Source organism: Actinoplanes sp. NPDC049265 (assembly GCF_043197135.1).
Taxonomy (GTDB): Bacteria; Actinomycetota; Actinomycetes; order Mycobacteriales; family Micromonosporaceae; genus Actinoplanes.
In genome coordinates this window covers 15,407-37,243 of record NZ_JBICSP010000028.1, presented here as the reverse complement: position 1 = coordinate 37,243, position 21,837 = coordinate 15,407, and the positions used below count along the sequence as shown (strand labels likewise).

Below are 21,837 nucleotides of genomic sequence, written 5' to 3'. Positions count from 1 at the left end.
GGCTGATGGCCATGACTCAGCCGACGATCCCGGCCGGCCCGCATCGGTCCGCGATCGTCCAGGAGGTCCTCACCGCGGTGACCACCGGCCGGGGCGCGGTGGTGGCCGGCAGCCCCGGCGCCGGCCGCACCACGATGGTCGATCTGGTCGCCCGCCGGCTGCCCGGCAGCCGGTACGCCGTCATCCGGACCACCGCGACCGAGACCGGGCGCCCGATCCCGTTCGGTGTCTTCGGCCGGCTGGTCGGCACCGGCAGTGCCGGTGATCCCGCGCTGGTGGCCGACCGGCTGCGCGGCGAACTGGGGCGCCTCAGCCGAAAGCGGACCCCGATCCTGGTGGTGGAGGACGCGCACTGGGTGGACCGCTGGTCGGCGAACGCGTTGCTGGACCTGGCCCACGACGGTCCGGTCCGGCTGATGGTGACCGTCCGGCCGGGAGCGGCGACGCCCGATGCCGTGGTGGCCCTGTGGAAGGACCGGCATCTGCGCCGGCTCGACCTGCCGCCGCTGCGCCCGGACGAGACGGCGGAGCTGATCCGCGAGGAGCTCGGCCACGAGGTCGCGGCGGGCACGGCCGCGCTGGTGCACGGCTGGACGCGGGGCAATCCGCGGCTGGCCGCCGAGCTGGTCCGGCACGGCGTGGCCACCGGCCGGCTGGTCCTCGATCAGGGCCTGTGGTGGTGGCGCGGGCCGCTCGGTGTCCCGCCCAGGCTGGCCGAACTGCTGCTGCCCGGCCTCGACCGGTTCACCACCGGGCAGCGGGACGCGCTGGCCGCGGTCGGTGTCGCCGAACCGCTGCCGTTCGAGATGCTCGAACGGGTGGCCCCGGGCGCCGTCGAGGATCTGGAGGAACGGGGGCTGCTGCGTACCTGGGACACCGATCGGGGGATCTCGGTCGGCCTCGGTCATCCGCTGCTGCGGGCCGCCCTCGACGCCCGGCTGTCCGCGGCGCGACGCCGGCGGGTGGCGGCGGGCCACTCGCCGGGTGCGGCCGCCGACCCGGTCACGCTGGCGCGATGGCATCTGGCCGCCGGCGCCCCGGACACCCCCGGCGTGCTGCTCGACGGGGCTCGGCGGCTGCGCCCGCACCACCCCCGCGAGGCGGCGCGGCTGGCCGGCCGCGCGGTGGACCTCGACCCGGCCGGCCCGGCACCCGGCGTGCTGGCCGCCGCCCGGGCCGAACTGGGCGAATATCGGGAGGCGCAGGCGGTTCTGCACCGGGCCACGGTCACCGCCGACGACGCCACGCGCCGGGCCGTGCTCTCCGCGTCCCTGGTGATGCTGCAGTGCGTGGCCGACCGGGAGCCGTCCGCCGCGCACGTCGACCTGCTCGCTCTGCGGGCCGTCGCGCCGCCGGCCGCACACCGGGCCGTCGACAGCGCCGGCGCGGTGTCGCTGCTGGCCGGTGGGCGCCCGGCCGACGCGCTGGAGGTTGTCGAGGGACTGCCGCGGCCCACGCTGACCGGGCGGGTCGTCCGCGCGGCGGCGCTGGCGCTGACCGGCCGGACCGCGGAGGCGGGTGGCCTCGCCGATGCGGTGGCGGCCGACGCGACCGGCGCCGGGAGGCCGGAGGTGGCGGGACTCGCCGCGGCGGTGGGCGCGCTGACCGACCTGTGGCGGACCGGCGTCGCGACCCCGGTGGCCACCGATCCCGGGCTGGGCCGCTGGCCGGCTCGGCCGGGAACAATGCCTGGCGACGGGGTGCCGGCGGTCGATTGGCCGCTGCTCGCCGGGTATGGGCTACTGCTTCGCGAGGAGGACCGGGACGCCGCGGTCCACCTGCGGGAGGCGTTGGTGCAGCAGAGCTGTGGGGTACGCCCGTTCCGGTCGGAAGCCGCGGCCTGGCTGGCCACCGCCCGGGCCGGCGCCGGACACCCGGACCAGGCCCAGGCCGTCCTGGACACCGCCGCACCGGACCGGCTGGCCGTGTTTCCCGGCCTGCGACCGGGCGCCCAGGCGGCGATCGCGACCGCGCGCGGCGAGGCCGGGGCGGCCGTCCGGCTCCTGCGCCGGGCGGCCGACGAGGCCGGCGCGGCGGGCGCCTGGAGCGTGCGGCTGTGGTATCTGGCCCGGGCCGCGCGGCTGCTGCCCGCCGACCGGCCGGACGACCTGGCCGGTGAGCTCGAACGGTGCGCCGGACAGGTCGACGCGCCGGTGTTGCTGGCCCTGGCGTACGGGGAACTGGCCCGGTTGCGCGGTGACGGGCCCGGCCTGCTCGACCACGCCGGCCGGTTGGCCGGCGCCGGCCTCGACCGCCCGGCGTTGCGGCTGGCCGAAGCCCGCCCGGTGGCCCGTTCCGCGACCGCGGCGGCCCTCGCCGCCCGGCTGCGGCTCGCGCTCGGCCGGCCCGCGCCGGTGACGGGGGCAGCGGTGCTGACCACCCGCGAGACCGAGATGGCGGCGCTGGCCGCCGGCGGCGGGAGCAATCGCGAGATCGCCGACCGGCTCGTCGTCTCGGTCCGCACCGTGGAGAGCCACCTGGGCCGGGTGTACCGCAAGCTCGGCGTCGCCTCGCGGCAGGAACTGCGGGCATCCTGGTACGCCGGAGGCGCCCCGAGCTGACCGGCCGTCACGCCGACACTCCCCCGTCCTGGTACGCGGCCGCGTGCAGCGCGTACATCGTCGCGTAGCGCCCACCGCGCCCGAGCAGTTCCTCATGGGTGCCGGACTCGGCCAGCCGGCCCTCGTGCAGCACCACGATGAGGTCGGCGTCGCGCACCGTGGTCAGCCGGTGCGACACCACCACGGTGATCGGCGCGGTGGCCGCCGGGCGCTCGGCCAGGTAGCGGCGCAACAGGTCGGCCTCGCTGTCCGGGTCGAGACTGGCGGCCGGTTCGTCCAGCAGGACCAGGGCCGGGGTGACGCGCATCCGGCCGCGGGCGAGGGCGAGCTTCTGCCACTGCCCCGACGACAGGTCGGTCCCGCCGTCGAAGGTGCGTCCCAGCCGGCTGTCCAGGCCCTCCGGCAGCGCCGCCACGAACCCGGCCGCGCCGGCGGAGTCCACGGCCGCGCCGACCGCCGCCCGGTCGTCCAGACCGGCCAGGTCACCGACGCCGACCGACTCCCGGACCAGCAGCTCGAACCGGCAGAAGTCCTGGAAGACGGCGGTGGTCCGGGCGTACCAGCGCTGTGGGTCGATCCGGGCCAGGTCGGTGCCACCGTAGGTGATCCGGCCCTCGGTCGGCGGGTGCAGCCCGGCCAGCAGCGCGACCAGGGTGGACTTGCCGGCGCCGTTGTCGCCGACCACCGCGACCCGCGCACCGGCCGGCAGCCGCAGGTCGATCGGGCCGAGCGCGGGTTCGGTCGCGCCCGGGTAGCGGAAGCCGACGCCGTGCAGGACCAGGTCCCCGGGGCCGGGCAGTTCGGCGAAGGGCCCGGCCGGGGTGTCCGGACCGGACCGCTCGGCCAGCCGCCGGTACAGCGCGACAGTGTGCAGCGACCGCCGCAGCCAGGCGATCAGCCAGCTCAGCCCGGTCGTGGCGCCGACCAGCCGGGTGCCGAGCAGCAGCACCAGCACCGCCTCCCCGGCCGTGGCCCGACCGGCCAGCACCGACTGGGTGACCAGGCCCAGCCCGGCCACCAGGGCGGCGCAGAACAGCAGCCACCCGGCCGTCACCGCGACCGCGCCGCGGGCCCGGGCCGCCTCCCGGCCGTACGCCGCCGCCGTGAAGGCCCGCCGGTGCCGGACGGCGATCTCCGCGCCCAGCCGGTACAGCCGGACCTCCGGCGCCGCGGCCGCGTCGGTGGCCAGTTTGAGCAGCGCGGTGCGGCGGCGGTCGTCCTCGGCGCCGGCCTGCTCCGCGGCGGTCACCAGGTTCGCCTGCCGGCGGATGGCCAGGGCCAGCGGCACCACGCACAGCGGCAGCAGGCCGAGGATCGGGCTGACCGTCGCGATCAGCGCCACCGCGGCGGCGAAGCGGGCGAACAGGCCGGCGTTCTCGACCAGCGCGGCGAACGCGCCGCCGAACTCGGTGCGGCGCTGGCGTACCAGCTCGGCGGTGTCCAGGAACTCCGGGTCCTGGTAGTGGCCGACGTGGGACGGGCCGGAGCAGAGGGCCATCAGCCGGCGGTCGAACTCCAGCCCGACCCGCTGCTGCAGCACCTGGCGCAGATCGGTGGCGACCGCGCTGGCCTGGTGGATGAAGACCGTGACGAGGACCAGGATCAGCCCACCGGCCAGGGCGTCGGTGAACCGGTGGGCCGCCGCGCCGTCGACCATCCGGCGCAGGCCGATCGCCTGGGCCGCGGCGACCACGTTGAACAGCGGGGCGAGGACGAGCACGAGCAGCGCGCGACGCGGATCGACCTTGACCGCGACGCCGACGACCAGACGAGCCGCTTTCAGCCAGCTACCCACGACCTGTGCCTCCCGTGGCGGTGAAGGGTTCGGACTGCACCCGGAACATCCGCGCGTACCGGCCGTCGGCGGCCAGCAGCTCGTCGTGGCTGCCGTACTCGGTGACCCGGCCGTCCCGCACGACCGCGATCCGCTCGGCCAGGCGGACGGTGGCGAACCGGTGCGACACCAGGATCGTGGTGATCCCGGCGGTCATCTCCAGGAAGCGCGCGTACAGCTCGTACTCGGCCTCGATGTCCAGGTGGGCGGTGGGTTCGTCGAGGACGAGGACACCGGCGCCCTGCCGCACGGCGTACAGCGCGCGGCTCAGGGCCAGCCGCTGCCACTGTCCCCCGCTCAGTTCCGCCCCACCGAGGTACTCGCCGGAGAGCACCGTGTCCCACCCGTCCGGCAACGTCTGCTCGACGCCGAGGAAGGCGCCGAGCCGGGCCGCCTCGGTCAGCCGGTCGGCGGTGACCGGTGTCTCGACCGCGCCCAGGGCGATGTTGTCCCGGGCCGAGAACGGATATCGGACGAAGTCCTGGAACACCACCGCGAGGCGGCGGCGCCAGGTGGCCAGGTCGGCCTCGGCCAGGTCCACGCCGTCGACCCGGACGTGCCCGGCGTCCGGGCGGTACAGGCCGGCCAGCAGCTTGGTGATGGTGCTCTTGCCGGCGCCGTTGTCACCGACGATGGCGAGCGAGGAACCGGCCGGGATGACCAGGTCCAGTCCGTCGAGGACCGGCCGGTCGGCACCGGGGTAGCCGAAGCGCACCTGCTCGAAGCGGATCTCCCGGCGGGGCGGCCCGATCGCCGCCCGGGGGCGCGACGCCGCACCGGATGATGTGCCCAGGGCGCCCACCGCGACCGCCGCCGGCACCGCCGCGCTGGCCAGCCGCAGGCGCCGCTGCAGGTCGCCGGTGAATCCGAGCGCGAACAGACCGAGCACGGCCTGCAGGGCCACGGTCAGCCGGCCGGCCGGCGAGCCGCCGGAAGCCAGCGGCACGATCACCACCAGATGCGCGACTAGCAACAGCCCGGTCGCGGCCAGGTGCCGCCGCCCGTCGGTGGTCCGGCGCCGCAACTCGACGATGCCGTCCCACCACTCCCGGGCGAACCGCTCGACCAGCCACTGGTGCAGGCCGAAGACCCGTACCTCCTTGGCCGCCGGCGCGGTCACGCCGAGGTCGCGCAGGTAGGTCGCGTGCCGCAGCAACGCCGTCCGGGCGCTGTTGGCGGCGACCGCGCGCGCGATCTCCTGTTCCTGCCAGCGGCCGGTGACGATCCAGGCGGCTCCGAGGACGACCGGCATCCACCACTGCCCGGCCCAGCCGAGCAGAACCGCGGCGGCCACGCCGGTCAGCCGCATCGGCACCAGGGCGGCCAGCGCGGACACGGCCTGGCCGGGTGCGTGACCGCCGACCCCGACCGCGCGGGCCTGCTCGATCCGGTCGGCGACGCCGGGGTCGTCCAGGTGGTCGATCCGTGCCGGGCGCAGCGCCCCTTCCACGGTGCGCTGGGCCAGGGCGCCGTCGACCGAGGTGGCGAGGCGCGCGGTGACCGCGGCCCGGACCGGTTCCAGGGCGATGTCCAGCACCAGGGCGGCGGCCAGCAGAGTGAGCCCGGTCCAGGCGGCGCCGGCCCGGGCACCGCCGGATCCGGTGAGGGCGGTGACCAGCCGGCCGATCGCCAGGGGCAGCAGCACACCGCCGGCCACCTGGGCGGCGACGAGCGCGGCGAGCGCGGCGGTGCCCGTACGGTCGATCCTCGGAAGTTCCCGCACGAGGGCGAGCACGCTGTCGTTGCGACGGGTCGGCACGTTCCACGCTCCTTCGGCAAAAGGGTGCGGTGGTCACCCGTGTGGGGTGACCACCGCCATCTGGAACCTGTCCCCGATTACTCGGGGTCGACCGGCGGGTAAGCGAACATGTGATTCACCTCCTCGGTGCGACGGCGGCGACCTGACGATTGCGCCGCTGCCGGAAACGCTAGGAGCCGGCCCGGTCCCGCGAATCCGTGCCGCGCTACGCAAACCGCGGGCCGGACCACGCAGACGCGCCGGCGTCATCGGGCGCCGCGCCGGCCCGGTTTCTGCGTGGCCGGGCCGCCGGTTGCGGGTGCCGCCACCGATGTGCGGTGCCGGCCGTCTTCCTAGCGTCGCTGCCATGACCGACGACACGAGCCCGACCGTCCTGATCTGGGACGTGACCTTCGCCTGTCCGCTGCGCTGCTCGCACTGCTACACCGAGTCCGGCCGGCGTCCGCCGCGCAACCTCAGCCACGAGGAGATGCTCAGGGTCGCGGACGCGCTCATCTCCTTCCGGCCGCTGCAGATCACGCTGTGCGGCGGCGAACCGCTGACCGTGCCGCGCATCGTCGAGGTGGTGCGACATTTCGCCGCGGCCGGGATCAAGGTCCTGCTGTACACCAGCGGATGGTCGGTGCCGGCCCGGATCGTGCACGAGCTGGCCCCGGTGATCGGCAAGATCGTGGTCAGCGTGGACGGTTCCACCGCCGAGGTGCACGATCGGATCCGCGGCCGGGCCGGCTCCTTCGACCGGGCGATGAGCGCGCTCGCCCTGCTCGAGGAGGTGAGCGCGCGACGCTCGGCCGAGGGCGAGTCACCGCTGCGGTTCGGTGTCGACTTCGTGGCCGTACGCGGCAACTACCACCAGATCGGGGAGATGTGCGACGTCATCGCGCCGCGCTTCCCGCACCTGACCTCTCTGGCCATCGGCGCGGTGGTGCCGACCGGCCTGGCCAGCCGGGTCTCCTACGGCGAACACGACCTGCTCACCGACGAGCAGGTCGAGGAGCTGGTCGATCCGGCCACGGTGAGCCGGCTGCGGGCCGCGGCACCGTCGTCGGTCAAGGTCACCACCACCGACAACTTCGGCGTGCAGATGCACCCGGACTACATCGCCGCGCACCCGGACTTCCGGCCGCTGGAGATCGAACCGGACGGCTCGGTCCGCGGCATGCCGATCTACGAGGGCACGGTCGGCAACCTGCTCACCGAGGACCCGTACGTGCTGTGGGAGCGGTCCCGCAGCCGGTGGCGGGACCCATGGGTGGTGGAGGTGCTGCGCGGCATCCGGACCCGGAAGGACTGGGCCGATGCGGTGCGGCGCATCGATCAGCGGTTCGGCACCGACGAGGTACGCGCGCGGATCGACCGCCGGCCCGAGTTCGACCCGGCCCAGCCGCTGCGAGGCCTTCCGCTCCGGCCGGTCGCCGGGTGACCCGTGGTCACGGCCGGGCGGCGCCGGCGGCCGAGGCGAGACGGCCGCGACCGTTGTGCTTGGCGTGATAGAGGTTGCGGTCGGCGTCGGTGAGCAGGGTCGGCAGTTCCTGTACGCCGCCGCGGTGCACCCCGACGCTGATCGACACGGCCAGCCCGGGGCCCAGCTCGTCCCACACCTGCCCGCGGACCGCGTCGATGATCTCCTGAGCCCGTCTCTCCGGCTGCTCCGGGCCGACGCCCGCGAGGACCACCACGAACTCGTCGCCGCCGAGCCGGGCGGCCAGGTCCACCGGCCGGACGTGCGCGGCCAGGATCTGCGCGACCCGGGCCAGGACGAGGTCGCCGACGTCGTGGCCGAACCGGTCGTTGACCAGTTTGAAGTGGTCGACGTCGACCATCATGACCGCGTACTCCTGCGGGGTCGTACCGGGTGCCAGCAGCTCGCTGAGGTAGGCACGGTAGCCCCGCCGGTTGGCCAGGCCGGTCAGCTCGTCGACCTGCACCTGCCGGCGCAGCTGCTCGTGGTCGCGGCGCTGCCGCTCGACGTCGATCGCGTCGCGCAGGCCGGTCACCTGGTCGAGCCGGGCGTTCCAGCGCAGCCGGGCCAGTTCCTCGGCGTACGCGGCCACCGCGGGCGGCGTCCCGGGCTGCCGGGCCGCGATGCTCATGCACAGCAGACGCGTGCCCTGCGGCGTGGCCCAGCCCAGCCGGTCGGACAGGCCCACTGCGAGCCGGGCCGCGCCGGCGCCGTCGGCGGACCGGGCGGCGTCGATGGCCGCGCCGAGGGCCACTATCGCGTCGGGTGTGACACCGGTGCTGTACAAGTCCGGCGGCAGGGCGAACTCGGTCAGCCCGGCCGGGGAGCGTCCGGCCACCGCGGCCAGCAGGTGCAGGTGGGCGCGATGCTCGATCTCCCAGCTGGGCGGCCAGTGCTGGTCGATGGCGGCGAGGCCGCCGGGCAGCGCCGCCGCGGCGGTCAGCGCGGCCGCGTCCCAGCCGCCGATCATGGCCTGGGCGCTCGACCAGTCCAGCACCACCTCGGCCCGGTTGTAGCTGAGCACCCGGCGCTGCAGGGCGATCGTCCCGGCCAGGCGCGGGTCGTCGGCGCCGTCCAGCACCTGCTCGGCCTGGTCGTAGTACTCGACGGCCAGCTCCCAGAAGCTGAGCTCCTGCGCGGCCACACCGACCTCGATGAGCGCGGCCGCGCGGTGGACCGCCGGGCCGCTGTCGTCGTCGAGCAGCGCGACCGCGCGAACCAACGGGATGGCCGTCGACTCGGTGACGTCCAGGGCGCGTCCGATGGTGCTGCGCCGGGCGGCCACGGTGGCCAGCGCGAGGGCGAGCATGGTGGTCTCGGCGGTGCTCTCGGCCAGGTCGATCATGGCTTGCAAATAGGCCGAGTTGTCGGCCCCGGACTCGCGCGCGGCCATCGTCCGGGCCCACTTGAGGAGCAACCGGACGTCGGTCCAGCCGTGCTCGGCCGCTTCCTCCTCGGCCACACCGATCTCACGGTCCACGTTCTGCCCCTGGGCCAGACCGACCAGGTCGTACGCCCGTCCGATCGCCGCCGCACGCGCGTCGTCCAGGTGGCCGCCACCGGGCACGGGCCGCCTCCCTTCTGGGTCCGCGTCGCCGCGTGTCGCCACGCTGGCTGCTTCCCCATCGGCCGGCCCGGCCCGTTCTTGAGACTTACGGCTTGCGGCCGACCGCGCAGTAGACGTCGAGGTCGGAGGTGTCCGATCCGGGCTGCGGCCGCCACTGCGAGGTCGGCACCACACCGGGCTCGAGCAGCTCGAGGCCCTCGAAATATCCGGCGATCTGCTCGGGCGTACGCAGGTTGTAGGGGTGGCCGCTGCCCTTGGCGACCCGCTGGCTCTCCACGCTCTCGGCGCTGGTGCTGGTCCCGTCGCTGACCGCGAGGTAGCTGCCGGACGGCACCGCCGCGAGCAGCCGCGCGACGATCGAGCGGGCCTGGTCGTAGTCGGCGACGTTGCCCAGGATGCCGATCATGGTCAGCGCTACCGGCCGGCTGAGGTCGAGGGTCCGGGCGGCCTCGTCCAGGATCCGTTCCGGGTCTTCGACGTTGGAGTCGATGTACGCCGTCACCCCGGCGGGCGAGCTGGTCAGCAGCGCGCGGGCGTGGGCCAGGACGAGCGGGTCGTTGTCGACGTAGACGATCCGTGATTCGGGCGCCACGCGCTGCGCGACCTCGTGCGTGTTGTTCGCCGTGGGCAGGCCGGTGCCGATGTCCAGGAACTGCCGGATGCCGGCCTCGCCGGCGAACAGCGTGACCGCCTCGATCAGGAACCGCCGCTGTGCCTGCGCGACCGCCGCGATCGCCGGGTTGGCCGACCGCAGCGCCTCACCCAGCTCCCGGTCGACGGCGAAGTTGTCCTTGCCGTCGAGGAGGTAGTTCCACACCCGGGCGCTGCTGGGCCGGGTGACGTCGATTTTGGGATCGGTCATGGGAACCCCTCCGATACGGCGGCCGTTGGACAGTGATCCTAGGCAATGCCGCCCGGCCGCCGTACACGACGGGAATTCAGTACAGTATCGGCCACTTTGCACGGGGCCAGGCGAGTACCGCGTAGATCTGGACCAGCGCCGCCTGCTCGATCACCTGGGTGCGGCCGTCGGTGCTGAAGTGCACCAGACCGGTGCGCGGGTCACGCTTGGCCGACCAGACCCAGTCGGCGTACCGGGCCATCGCCTGCCGGTAGCGGTCACCGCCGGTCACCGACTGCAGGAGCAGCAGGTTCTTGAAGAAGATGGAGTTGAAGAAGATCGGCTGGCCGTTGAGCCGGCCCTGGGTGACGTAGTAGTCGTAGGCGGCGTCGGCGATGCGCTCGGCCCGGCGCAGGTAGGTGCGGTCGCGGGTCACCTGGTAGAGCAGGACGTTGACGCCGATCGGCACGCCCTGGTTGTACGACCAGATGGTCTTCTCCAGCGTGCCGTCGAGGTCCAGATGGTCCCAGTACAGACCGCTGGGGCTCTGCAGGTACGTGTTGGTCCAGTCGTAGAAGCGCAGCGCGGATTGGAGGTATCGCCGCTGGCCGGTGATCTGGTAGAGCCGGATCCCGAGCTCGGCCCCCGGCATGTTGGACACCGTGTTCCGGTCGTGGCTCCAGGTCGCCTGGGTCCAGAACACGCCGCCGGGCGCGCTGTGGCTGGTGTCGGTGTCCCAGCCGGACTCGACCAGCGCGAAGATCTCCTTGGCCCGGCGCAGCGCCGCGGCGTCCCGGGTCTGCAGGTAGCGCTGGATCTTGGCTAGGCCGACCCACTCGTTGTCGTCGTAGAACATGTCGCCGCCGGCGCCGTAGGGCGCGACCGGGTACGAGTCGTAGCCGGCCCGGCCGGTGGTGCCGCCGGCGGCGTTCCAGTAGTGCTCCTGGGCCGCGGCCCGGGCCGCGTACTCGCCTTCGCCGCGCGGATGCGCCACGGTGAGGTCGAGCGCGGCGATGTGGACCTGCGAGTACGGCCACTCGTAGGAGTACGGGTTGTCCTCGGCGGCCGCCGGATACTGTTCCCGGTAGAGCCCCGACCCGTCAGCCGTGCCGAAGTATCGGTCCAGGGTCGCGTACGCGGTCAGCGCGCGAGTCTCGTGGCGCTCCGACGCTGCCGCCGCCGGCGAGACCAGCATCGTCAGTGTCACGCTGAGAGCGGTACCGGCGAGCACGAGTCGATTCCAACGTAGCCGCACGTGGATTCCTCACTGTCGGTGGTAGGTGCTTCTCGTGTCCTGACCGCTGGCCGCCCGGTAGGCCCGCAGTCCTCGTTGCTCGACGTCGTTCCAGAGATAGGACTCCTGGCCGGCCGGAACCCGCCCCCGGTAGTCGTTGTCGTTCAGCACCAGGCGGGCGTTCCGGGCGGCGCCACCGGCCGGCGCGACCCGCTGGAGCAGCACGGGCTCGTCCCGGTCGGTCGAGACGACCGTGTTGCGCCGGATCGTCGTGTCGTGCACGTAGTACTGGAGCAGGATGCCGAGGTTGTCGCCGCGCACCAGGTTGTTCGTGACGCTGATGTCGTACGCCTCGCCCCGGTCCTGGTCGTAACCGCCGACGGCCAACCCGGTGTAGCGGCTGCGGGTCACCGTGTTGCCCGTGACAGTGATGCCGTTGGTCCGGCCCTGACGCCATTCCGACGCGACCTCGATGCCGATGTCCGAGTCGTCCACCCGGTTGCCGGTGATGGTGATCGCGGCACCACCGTCCACGTAGATCCCGTCGGCACAGTCGCACCACGAACCGTCGTCCCAGTACGCCGGGTTGCCCTCGCTGATGATGCGCGACACCCGGTTGTGCGCGATGAGCCCGTTGCGGGCCCGGTTGACGTCGGTGAACCGCGCGGCCCCGCCGATGGTCCCCTCGAAGCCGATCGCGTCGATGCCGATGTTGTTGTTGTCGTGGATGTCGTTGCCGACCACCGACCAGCCGTCGACGTTGCCGTTGAGCACCAGGGTCTCGCTGGCGCCGAGCACCAGATGGTCCAGCTCGTTGCCGCTGACGGTGACGCCGGTCAGCGGCCGCTCGGCGTCGGTGCCGAAGACGGCGACGCCGTGGGCGTTCATCTCGAAGCTGCCCAGGGTGCCGTTGTCGTTGCCGAGGTGATGGACGTGGTTGCCGGTGAGCCGGATCGACCGGCCCGAGCCGGTCACCAGGATGCCGATCGGCACCGCGGCCAGCCGGCGAGTGCGGTAGCCGGTCACTGTGAGGCCGTCGACGGTGACGTCCGAACTGTCGCGGATCTCGATCATGCCGCTCTGCCCGTCGGGCGGGGCCAGGCCCGCACCGTCGAGCACCGGAACCGCTCCGGCCGCGGCCCGCACCGCGATGTGCGCGCGCTGCTCGATCACGATCCGCTGGCCGGCGTACCGGCCCCCGAGCAGCCGCACGGTTCCGCCGAGCGGGCCGAGACGATCAACGGCGATCTGCGGGGTACGCAGCGGACGACGCGCCGTCCCGTCGGCGGAGTCGGACCCGCGCGGCGACACGTACAGCGTCGTCCGGCCGTGCGCCCCGGCCCCCGCGCCCGGATGTCCGATGACGACGGCGGCGACCGTGGCCACCGTCAGCATGCGGCGGACAATGCGGGCGAGGCGTCCGGTGGTCGGCATCCTGCGACTATCGTCCTCCATCCTGACCAGCGCAAACGCACAATTCGCGATGCGCGTTTCAGGTGCAGTTGAACGGTGTCACACCGGCCGCCATCCGGATGCCGCCGTAGAGATGGGCCAGCAGCAGCGGGTCCGCGTAGTACTCGCTCTTGTGGCCCATCGCGGTGTAGAAGACGCGGCCACCGTCGTACGGCTGGCACCAGGAGATCGGGTGGTGCGGTCCCATCCCCGGTGAGCCGCCGGGCACGCTGTAGCCGCGCGGGTCGTAGGTCGACTCGTCCACTTCGGCGAGAACCCGCACCGTGTGCCGTGGGTTGGTCCGGAAGTTGTACCACTCGTCCTCCCGCTCCCACCGGCGCGGCAGGGGCCGGGCGGCCGGCGTGTCCCGGGCCAGCACGTTCACGGTGGCCACCTGGAACTGGGCGTTGACCGAGCCCGGATGATCACGGAAGTAGGCACCGACCAGGCGGCCGTACCAGGGCCAGTCGTACTCGGTGTCCGAGGCGGCGTGGATGCCCGCGTACCCGCCGCCGGCCCGGATGTAACGGGTGAACGCGGCCTGCTGCGGTGCGTTCAGCACGTCACCGGTGGTGCTCAGCCAGATGACGACGTCGTACCGGGCGAGGCCGGCGTCGGTGAACACCGAAGCGTCCTCGGTCGCGTCCACGGCGAAGTTGTGCTCGGCCCCGAGCTGCCGGATCGCGGCCACGCCGGCCGGGATCGAGTCGTGCCGGAACGCCGCCGTCTTGGAGAAGACCAGCGCCGTGAACCGCGGGTGCGCCGCCGCCGTCGCCGCGGCCGGGCCCGTCGAGCCGCCCAGCCCCACCGCCACCACGACCGCCACCAGGAACTTGAGCAAACGCTGCATGATCCCTCCCCCGGTGTCCGCGCGTAACCGGACCGTCATCGAAGCCTATGACTTTGATCCGGCCCTGGGAAGCGGTAACCAGGGACGCCCCGGCCTGGGTGCGGCCGGGGCGCCGGTGGGTCAGTTGACGACGTAGAGCAGCCGGTTGGGGGTGCCGGAGCCCGGGTTGGTCACCACGCCGGTGGTGGCGTTCGAGGTCAGCGACGACGCGACCTGGGCCGGGGTGTAGGCCGGGTTGGCCTGCAACACCAGCGCCGCCGCGCCGACGACGTGCGGGGTGGCCATCGACGTGCCGCTGATCGTCTTGGTCGCGGTGGTGCTGGAATACCACGACGACGTGATGTCCACGCCCGGGGCCAGGATGTCGACGCAGGTGCCGTAGTTGGAGAAGCTGGCCGCCGCGTCGTTGTTCTGCGTCGCGCCGACGGTGATCGCCGTGGGCACCCGGGCCGGCGAGTAGTTGCAGGCGTTCTGCCGCAGGCCGAGCGCGTTGCCGTTGCCGGCCGCGACGCCGTAGGTGACGCCCGAGGCGATCGAGCTGGCCACCGCGTTGTCGAGGGTGGTGCTGGCGCCGCCGCCGAGGCTCATGTTGGCCACCGCGGGCTTGATCGCGTTGCTGGTCACCCAGTTGATGCCCGCGACGACGCCGGTCGTGGTGCCGCTGCCCCCGCAGTCCAGCACGCGTACGCCGACCAGCTGCACCGCCTTGGCCACGCCGTACGTGGACCCACCGACCGTACCCGCGACGTGGGTGCCGTGGCCGTTGCAGTCGGTGGCGTTGCTGTCGTTGTCGACGAAGTCGTAGCCGCTGGCGGCCCGGCCGCCGAACTGCGTGTGCGTGGTCAGGATGCCGGTGTCGATGATGTACGCGTGCACGCTCGACGCTGTGTTCGGGTAGGTGTAGGTGGTGCTCAGCGGCAGGTTGCGCTGGTCGATCCGGTCGATGCCCCAGGTGGCGCCGGTCTGGGTCGCGGTGGCCGTGAGGACTTGGTCCTGTTCGACGTAGGCCACGGCCGGGTCGGCGGCGAGGCGTTTGGCCGCGGACTCGCTCATCCGGGCGGCGAACCCGGTGACCGCGGCGCCGTACACCTGACTGACCGCGCCGCCGTAGGAGTGGGTGAGCGTGCTCGCGGCCGAACCGAGCGCCGCGCGTGAGGTTCCCTTCAGGACAACCAGATAGCTTCCGGGTACGGCGTTGGCGATGCCGGCGAGCCGGATCTCACCGGTCGGCGCGGCGGTGGCCGGTGCGGCCCCGGCGGCCGCGACGACCGCGGTGGCGAAGGCGGCGGACAGGGTGGCGCAGACCACCCGGCGGACCGGAAAACGTGGGGGCATCTCGTTCTCCTTCTCAGGATCACGCGCCATGACATCGACTCACGGCGATCGGTCACTGCTCGCATGGTAAGCCGGTTCGCCGCCCCGGCGGAATGGCCAGGGCGAATCTGACGGATCACCCAAGTGCGAGGCGTGGCCCTGGGTGACCCGTCAGATTCGCTTTAGGACCCGGCGATGTCGACCGTGACCTCGGACTGCGGCCGTCCGACACAGGTCAGCACGTAGCCGTCGGCGCGCTGCCGCTCGGTGAGGCAGTTCGGCTCGCTCATCGCGACCACGCCCGACCGCAGCTTGACCACGCACTCGCCGCAGGTGCCGACCGTGCAGGAGTACGGCATCGGCGCACCGGCGGCCAGCCCGGCCGAGAGCATCGTGGCCGAGGGCTCGACGGTGACCGCCGCGACCGGGCTCCCGTCGTTCTCGACGGTCATCCGCTGGGGTCCGCCGGCCGCGATCGCCGGTGCGGCGGCGGCGCTGCGGTAGCTCTCCTGGTGGATCCGGCCGGGGTCGACACCGCGCCGGGCCAGGACCTCCCGGACCGTACGCATCACCTCGTCCGGCCCGCACAGGAAGTACCGGGCCGCCTCGACCGGCTCGACCTGGTCCAGCCACGCCGTCACCGCGGGCTCGTCGAGGCGGCCACGGTCACCGGTCCAGTGCGGACCGGGCCGGGTCAGCCGGTGGGCAACGGTGAGACGCTGCGGATGCGCGGCCCGCAGGCGGCTGAGCTCGGCCGCGAACAGGGTGCCGGCCTCGTCGCGGTTGCCGTACAGCAGCGACAGCCGGGGCCCGGCCGGGCCGGCCAGCAGCGTACGCACGATGCTCATGATCGGTGTGATGCCGCTGCCGGCCGCGACCAGCACGAGTTCCGGTTCGTCCCCGCCGGCCCGGAAGGTGCCGGACGGCCCGTGGACGGCCAGCCGGTGTCCGCGCCGCAGCCGCCGGTTGGCGTACCCGGAGAAGCCGTTCCGGCCGACCCGTTTGACGGTGATCTCCAGCTGCGGCGAGCCGGGCGCCGACGAGGCCGAGTAGGGTCGCCGCACCTCCTCGCCCCGGACCCGGGTGACCAGTGTGAAGAACTGCCCGGGCCGGAAGTCGACCGGCCGGGCGGGGCCGTCCGCGTCGGCCAGCACGACGGTGACGGCGTCCCGGGTCTCGCGCCGCACCTCGACGACCCGCATCTCCCGCCCGCCGGCCGGGCCCGCGGCCGGTGCCGGCGCCGGCCCGTAACCCTCCTTGCGCAGCATTGAGCGGTAGCCCGCGTCGACCAGCCGGCGGAACGGCCGCGACAGGAGGGTCAGCAGGCCGATCGGCAGGCCCTTGCGGTTCGCGCCGAGATGCCGGGTGGCGATGGCCATCATGTCCGGCACGGCCACCGCGCCGGCCGGTCGGGCCGGGTTCCACAGGTCGGCCCGGGCCAGTGCGGCGTTCCGAGCCACGACGGCGTCGGCCACGGTGACGAGCAGCGCGGCCTGTGGCACCACGGCACCGATGGCCATGGTGGCCAGCAGCTCCGGATCGTCGCTGATCACGGCGGTGCCGCTCAGGTGCAGCACCTCGGTGCGGCCGGGGCGCAACGCGGCCAGCGCGATCCGGTCGTCCTGGAGCAGGTTGTGCAGGGTGTCGGCGCGCTGGTTGCCCCGGCGGTCCGGGATGGCGATCGTCGTGGCGCCCAGCACCTTGAGGAAGCCGGGCCGGTCCCCGCGCGGGCTGGTGTCACCGCCGCCGGCCGCGTCCCCGGTCGACAGGACCAGGAACGCTGCGGCGTCGAGGAATTCGCGGACGTCGGCGCCGAGCGGGCCGTCGGTGGCGGCCGGTGACGCGGGGCGGCCCAGTGTCGCCGGCGCCGGTTGCCACAGCTGCGACCGCAGGACGCACCGGGCACAGTGGACGTACGCCTCCTCGACCTCGATCGTGAGCGTGCCGCCGTCGTGCCCGGCCACCGTGCCGTTGAGCCGCAGCGTCTCGCCGACACCGGGCAGCAGGAACACGAACGACACGCCACCGGTCACCGGCTCCTCGTGGGCGAACGAGAACCGGCCGGCCGAGAGCACCCGGGCGAATCCGGGCGTCCCGCCGACGAAGGTGGTCCGGCGGGCCCCGGCGGCGTCCTGATAGCCGAACCCGGCGATCGGCGAGTAGGCCAGCACGCTCCGGCAGCCGTCGTCGAGCCGGTCGACCTGTTTGAGCATGACCGCGGCGGGTGGCCGCCCGATCGTCGCCCCGATCTCGTCCGGACTCGACAGCAGCCGCAAGTTGTCCCAGCTCATGACCTAATTGTGAGCTGGAATTCAGTTCTTTGGCTACTCGCTTTCACCGCGCCCGGGCACACCACCTCAGCGGCCGTGTCCCGCCGCCGCTGCTCACGTTCGCAGCGGCGGCGGACCGCCGTCAGGAGGCGCGCTTGACCTCCGTGGCCGGGTTGCCGTCGAGCGCGGCGGCCAGCTGCGGAACCAGCTTGTCGAGCAGGAACGGCAGGCTCAACGGGGTGATGAAGGAGGTCGCGGCCCCCTCCAGTTCCTCGTTCTCGAGGTAGACGTCGCGGCCCTGGGTCTTGACGTCGAGCTTGGCGTACAGCGGGTCGGCCTGGACCTTGGCCTTGTCCGCGGCGTACGCGTCGACCAGCCAGATCAGGACGTCGGTGTCGAGCAGATCGGTGCGCTCCTTGCTCAGGTTGGCGCCGAACTCCTTGCCGGTCACCTCGGCCAGGCCGGCCGGCAGGGTGAGGCCCAGGTCGGTGAGCAGCCGGCCGCGCGAGTCCTGCGGGCCGTAGACGTAGTAGCCCTCGTACGTGGTGGCCATCAGGCCGCTCTTGCCGGCGAACTCGGGATGGGCCTGCTTGACCGCGGCCAGCTTCGCCTCGGTGTCGGCGACCAGCTTCTCGGCCTGCGCCTTGCGGCCGACCGCGGCGCCGACCGTACGGGTCACGTCCTGCCAGCTCACGCCGTAGTCGACCGAGCCCTGGGGCTGGGCCACGGTCGGCGCGATCTTGGACAGGGTGGCGTAGTCCTCGGCGGTCAGGCCGGAGTAGACGGCCAGGATGAGGTCGGGCCGCAGCGCCGCGACCTTCTCGAACTGGATGCCGTCGGTGTCGGTCAGCACCTGGGGCTTCGGCGCCGAGCCCAGGGCCGCCTCGGCCCACGGCCAGATCGCGCCGGGCTTCTCGCCGAACCATTCGGTCGTGCCGACCGGGACGACCCCCAGCGCGAGCAGCGAGTCCTGCTCGACCAGGCCGACGGTGACGACCCGCTTGGGCTCCGCGGTGATCGTGGCGGTGCCGAACTTGTTCGGCACCGAGACCGGGAAGCCGGTGGCTCCGGACGGTGCGCTCGGCGCCGCGGTGTCGGTCGCGTTGCTGTTCGGGCCGCACGCCGCGACCAGGAACAGGAGGAGCCCGGCGACCGCCATCGCGGTGCGCCGGATCGGGAGTAGCCGCACGGCTGATCCTTTCGCTTGGAGGCCCCGGGGCCGCGACCTCGCCCGCAGTGTAGGTTAGGCTCACCTAATTACACGAGCGGGAGGGGTCACACGTGAGCCGCCGCGTCCTCACCGAGGCACTGGCCGGGCAGCGCGGCGCGATCGCACTGAGCACCCTGCTGGTCGCCGGTCACCAGGCCGGCGAGGTGGCCGTCCCCTTCCTCATCGGCGTCGTCATCGATCGCGCGGTCGACGGCGGCGTCGGCGATCTCGCGCTCTGGCTGGGCGTGCTGGCCGCCGTCTACATCGGACTGAGCTACAGCTACCGCTTCGGCGAACGGTTCGGCCAACGCGCCTCCGAACAGGCCGCGCACGCCCTGCGCCTGCGGCTGACCGGCCGGGTCCTGCACGAGCGGGGCGGCGCCGAACGCGACCGGCTGCCGGGCGCCCTCGTCGCGGTCGCGACCAGCGACGCCGCCCGGGTCGGCGCGGTCGCCATCGCGGTGTCCTCCGGCATCGCCGCGGTCGCCGGCCTGATCTTCGCGGCCGTGCTGCTGCTGTCCATCTCGGTGCCGCTCGGGCTGCTGGTGCTGCTCGGCACACCCCCGCTGATGGGGCTGACCCGGCTGATCGGCAAGCCGCTGGAGGAACGCAGCGAAACCGAGCAGGAACACGCGGCCCAGGCCTCCGGCGTGGCCGCCGACCTGCTGGCCGGCCTGCGCGTGATCAAGGGCCTGCGCGCCGAACCGGCGGCCATCGCCCGCTACCGGGAGCGCAGCCGCGCCGCCTACACCGCCACCGTGCACGCGGCGCGCACCGAGGCCGCCTACCAAGGGCTCGTACTCCTGCTCAGCGGCCTGTTCCTGGCCGTCGTCGCGGTGGCCGGCGGACTCCTCGCGATCAACGGCGACATCACCGTCGGCCAGCTCATCTCCACCCTCGGCCTGGCCCAGTTCCTGGTCGGGCCGATCTCCACGTTCGGCTGGGTCGGCGCCGACCTCGCCCAGGGCCGCGCGTCGGCCCGCCGGGTGGCCGCCGTGCTGGACGCCCCCGACGCGGTGACCGGCGGCGACGCCGACCCGCAGACGCCCGTCCGCGGCGCCGTGCGGGTGCGGCTGCGCGGGATCGACGTCGAGGTCGCGCCGGGCGAACTGGTCGGCGTCGTCGCCACCGACCCGGCCCTGGCCGGCGAGCTGGTCCGGCTGCTGGGCCGATCGCACGACCCGGCCGACGGCGAGCTGGCCCTGGACGGCGTCGCAATGCGTGAGCTGTCACCGGCCGGCGTGCGCGCGGCCGTGCTAGCCACCGAACATAACACCGACCTGTTCGACGGGACGATCCGCGCGGCGGTCTCGCTGGGCGGGCGGGCCCGTCCGGAGACGGTCGACGCGGCGGTCACCGCGGCCGCCGCCGACGAGGTGGCCGGCACCCTGCCGGACGGCCTCGACACGGTGCTGGACGACGGCGCCCGCTCGCTCTCCGGTGGTCAGCGGCAACGGATCGCCCTGGCCCGCGCGCTCGCCGCCGACCCGCCGGTGCTGGTGGTACACGACCCGACCACGGCGGTGGACACGGTCACCGAGGCGCGCATCGCCGGCGCCCTGCGCGGCATCCGGGCCGGTCGCACCACGATCCTGCTGACCACCAGCCCCGCCCTGCTGGCGGCGACCGACCGGGTCGTCGTGGTGCACGAGGACGCCGTCCGGGCCGACGGCACGCACGCCGGCCTGGTCGCCGAGGACGAGCTCTACCGGGAGACGGTGCTGGCATGAACCTGCTTCCGATCGCGACCGGGCGGCGCACCCGGGCCCAGCTCCGCGTGCTGGTGCGGCCGCAGCGGTCCCGGCTGGCCGCGGCGCTGGCCCTGCTCGTCGCCGGCACCGTCGCCGGCCTGGTCACTCCCCCGCTGCTGGGCCGGATCGTCGACCTCGCGTCCGGCGGCGGCAGCACCGGTCAGGTCGTACTCACCGGCGCCGGCCTGGTCGCCGGCGCGCTCGGTGAGGCGCTGCTGGCCGGTTGGGGTGTCGCCCTGCTGGCCCAGTCCGGCGAGGGCATGCTGGCCCGGCTGCGGGAACGCTTCGTCGAGTCGGCCCTGCGGCTGCCCCTGGAACAGGTCGAGCGGGCCGGCGCGGGCGACCTGACCTCACGGGTCACCAACGACGTGTCGGTCATCGCCGAGGCGGCCCGCAGCGCGCTGCCGGAGTTCACCCGGGCCCTGCTCACCATCGGCCTCACGCTGGCCGGCCTGGCCGTGCTGGACTGGCGTTTCCTGATCGCGGCGGTGATCGCGGTGCCGGTCCAGATCCACACCATGCGGTGGTACGCGCGGCGCGCCGTCCCGCTCTACGCCGCCCAGCGCGTAGCCGTCGCCGCGCAGCAGCACCACCTGCTGGCCACCATCGACGGCGCGCCCACCATCCGGGCGTTCCGGGCCGCCGACGACCACGCCGACCGGGTGTCGACCAGGTCGCAGCAGGCCGTCGACCTGCTGCTGCGCGGCATCGCCCTGCAGACCCGCTTCTACGCCCGCCTGCACGTGGCCGAGTTCGCCGGCCTCGCGGCCGTCCTGGCCACGGGCTTCTTCCTGGTCCGCGGCGAGACCGTCAGCATTGGCACGGCGACCGCGGCGGCCCTCTATTTCCACGGCCTCTTCGGCCCCATCAACATCGCGCTGGCCCTGGTCGACGACGCCCAGGCCGCCTTCTCGGGCCTGAACCGCCTGGTCGGCGTGGCCGACCTCAACCCACCGTCCGGGACCCCCGCCGGCGCTCCGCGATCTCCTTCCGGAGCCGCGATCGTCCTGCGCGGGCTGGACTTCTCGTATCGGGCCGACCGCCCGGTGCTGCAGGGGATCGACCTGACCATCGCCCCGGGCGAGCGGGTCGCCGTCGTCGGCGCGAGCGGCGCCGGCAAGACCACACTGGCCAAGCTGATCGCCGGCGTCCACCAGCCCACCGGCGGCAGCGTCACCGTGCCGGCCGGCGAGGTAGCCCTGATCACCCAGGAGGTCCACGTCTTCGCCGGCCCGCTCGTCGACGACCTGCGTCTGGCCCGCCCCGAGGCCACCGACGACGAGGTGCGGGCCGCCCTGGCCGCGGTCGACGCCCTCGGCTGGGTCGAACGGCTCCCCGAGGGCCTGGACACCGAGGTCGGCGAGGGCGGGCACGGGCTCACCGCGGCGCAGGCGCAACAGCTGGCCTTCGCCCGGCTGCTGCTGGCCGACCCGCCGGTGGCCATCCTGGACGAGGCGACCGCCGAGGCCGGCAGCGCGGGCGCGCGACTGCTCGAACGGGTCGCCGACGCCGCGCTGGCCGGCCGGACCGCGGTCATCGTGGCCCACCGCCTCACCCAGGCGGTCGCCGCCGACCGGATCGTGGTGCTCGAACACGGCCGCGTCGTCGAGGCCGGCTCCCACGCCGAGCTGACCGGGCGCGCCGGCCCGTACGCCACCCTGTGGCAGGCGTGGTCGGACCAGCGCGTCCGATAGGTCGTGTCCCGTGGGCCGGCCAGGTGCGAGGCGCGGCC

Annotated in this window: 14 protein-coding genes; 4 read left to right on the top strand and 10 right to left on the bottom strand. The window is 73.8% G+C overall.

Annotated features, from left to right (window positions below):
• Nucleotides 1-11: 11 nt before the first annotated feature.
• The gene (locus ACGFIO_RS40170) at nucleotides 12-2,561 is read left to right on the top strand and encodes a LuxR C-terminal-related transcriptional regulator (protein WP_392835486.1); all 2,550 of its coding nucleotides are present in this window, start codon (nucleotides 12-14) and stop codon (nucleotides 2,559-2,561) included.
• A gap of 7 nt (nucleotides 2,562-2,568) precedes the next feature.
• Here the strand turns inward: ACGFIO_RS40170 and ACGFIO_RS40165 are convergent, their stop codons facing one another.
• Entirely contained in the window at nucleotides 2,569-4,356 is a 1,788-nt protein-coding gene (locus ACGFIO_RS40165) for an ABC transporter ATP-binding protein (protein WP_392835484.1), read from the bottom strand.
• Nucleotides 4,349-6,154: an ABC transporter ATP-binding protein gene (locus tag ACGFIO_RS40160; RefSeq protein ID WP_392835481.1), complete on the bottom strand. Its 1,806-nt coding sequence runs from the start codon at nucleotides 6,152-6,154 to the stop codon at nucleotides 4,349-4,351. The genes ACGFIO_RS40165 and ACGFIO_RS40160 overlap by 8 nt, the downstream gene beginning before the upstream one ends.
• Nucleotides 6,155-6,500: 346 nt before the next feature.
• On the opposite strand from ACGFIO_RS40160, the gene ACGFIO_RS40155 reads away from it, so the two are divergent.
• A complete protein-coding gene (locus ACGFIO_RS40155; protein ID WP_392835479.1) occupies nucleotides 6,501-7,577 on the top strand; it encodes a radical SAM protein in 1,077 nt (358 codons plus the stop codon).
• Nucleotides 7,578-7,584: 7 nt separating this feature from the next.
• Here ACGFIO_RS40155 and ACGFIO_RS40150 read toward each other — a convergent pair whose 3' ends face one another.
• From ACGFIO_RS40150 to ACGFIO_RS40115, 8 genes are all read right to left on the bottom strand, one after another.
• On the bottom strand, nucleotides 7,585-9,183 hold the full coding sequence (locus tag ACGFIO_RS40150; RefSeq protein WP_392835478.1) for a diguanylate cyclase: 1,599 nt from the start codon (nucleotides 9,181-9,183) through the stop codon (nucleotides 7,585-7,587).
• Between the two features lie 85 nt (nucleotides 9,184-9,268).
• Complete coding sequence (locus ACGFIO_RS40145) at nucleotides 9,269-10,045, bottom strand: SAM-dependent methyltransferase (RefSeq protein ID WP_392835476.1); 777 nt, start codon at nucleotides 10,043-10,045, stop codon at nucleotides 9,269-9,271.
• Between the two features lie 76 nt (nucleotides 10,046-10,121).
• The gene (locus ACGFIO_RS40140) at nucleotides 10,122-11,231 is read right to left on the bottom strand and encodes a glycoside hydrolase family 76 protein (RefSeq protein ID WP_392835474.1); all 1,110 of its coding nucleotides are present in this window, start codon (nucleotides 11,229-11,231) and stop codon (nucleotides 10,122-10,124) included.
• Nucleotides 11,232-11,288: 57 nt separating this feature from the next.
• A complete protein-coding gene (locus ACGFIO_RS40135; protein WP_392835471.1) occupies nucleotides 11,289-12,692 on the bottom strand; it encodes a NosD domain-containing protein in 1,404 nt (467 codons plus the stop codon).
• Between the two features lie 58 nt (nucleotides 12,693-12,750).
• On the bottom strand, nucleotides 12,751-13,560 hold the full coding sequence (locus tag ACGFIO_RS40130; protein ID WP_392835468.1) for a ThuA domain-containing protein: 810 nt from the start codon (nucleotides 13,558-13,560) through the stop codon (nucleotides 12,751-12,753).
• A gap of 120 nt (nucleotides 13,561-13,680) precedes the next feature.
• Complete coding sequence (locus ACGFIO_RS40125) at nucleotides 13,681-14,895, bottom strand: S8 family peptidase (protein ID WP_392835466.1); 1,215 nt, start codon at nucleotides 14,893-14,895, stop codon at nucleotides 13,681-13,683.
• Nucleotides 14,896-15,056: 161 nt separating this feature from the next.
• A complete protein-coding gene (locus ACGFIO_RS40120; protein ID WP_392835464.1) occupies nucleotides 15,057-17,165 on the bottom strand; it encodes a 2Fe-2S iron-sulfur cluster-binding protein in 2,109 nt (702 codons plus the stop codon).
• Nucleotides 17,166-17,286: 121 nt separating this feature from the next.
• The gene (locus ACGFIO_RS40115) at nucleotides 17,287-18,333 is read right to left on the bottom strand and encodes an iron-siderophore ABC transporter substrate-binding protein (RefSeq protein WP_392835461.1); all 1,047 of its coding nucleotides are present in this window, start codon (nucleotides 18,331-18,333) and stop codon (nucleotides 17,287-17,289) included.
• Nucleotides 18,334-18,425: 92 nt separating this feature from the next.
• Here ACGFIO_RS40115 and ACGFIO_RS40110 point away from each other — a divergent pair, with 92 nt between their 5' ends.
• On the top strand, nucleotides 18,426-20,084 hold the full coding sequence (locus tag ACGFIO_RS40110) for an ABC transporter ATP-binding protein (protein ID WP_392835459.1): 1,659 nt from the start codon (nucleotides 18,426-18,428) through the stop codon (nucleotides 20,082-20,084).
• Nucleotides 20,081-21,799, top strand: coding sequence for an ABC transporter ATP-binding protein (locus ACGFIO_RS40105; RefSeq protein WP_392835456.1), 1,719 nt, complete (start codon nucleotides 20,081-20,083; stop codon nucleotides 21,797-21,799). Before ACGFIO_RS40110 ends, ACGFIO_RS40105 begins: the two co-directional genes overlap by 4 nt.
• Nucleotides 21,800-21,837: the final 38 nt, after the last annotated feature.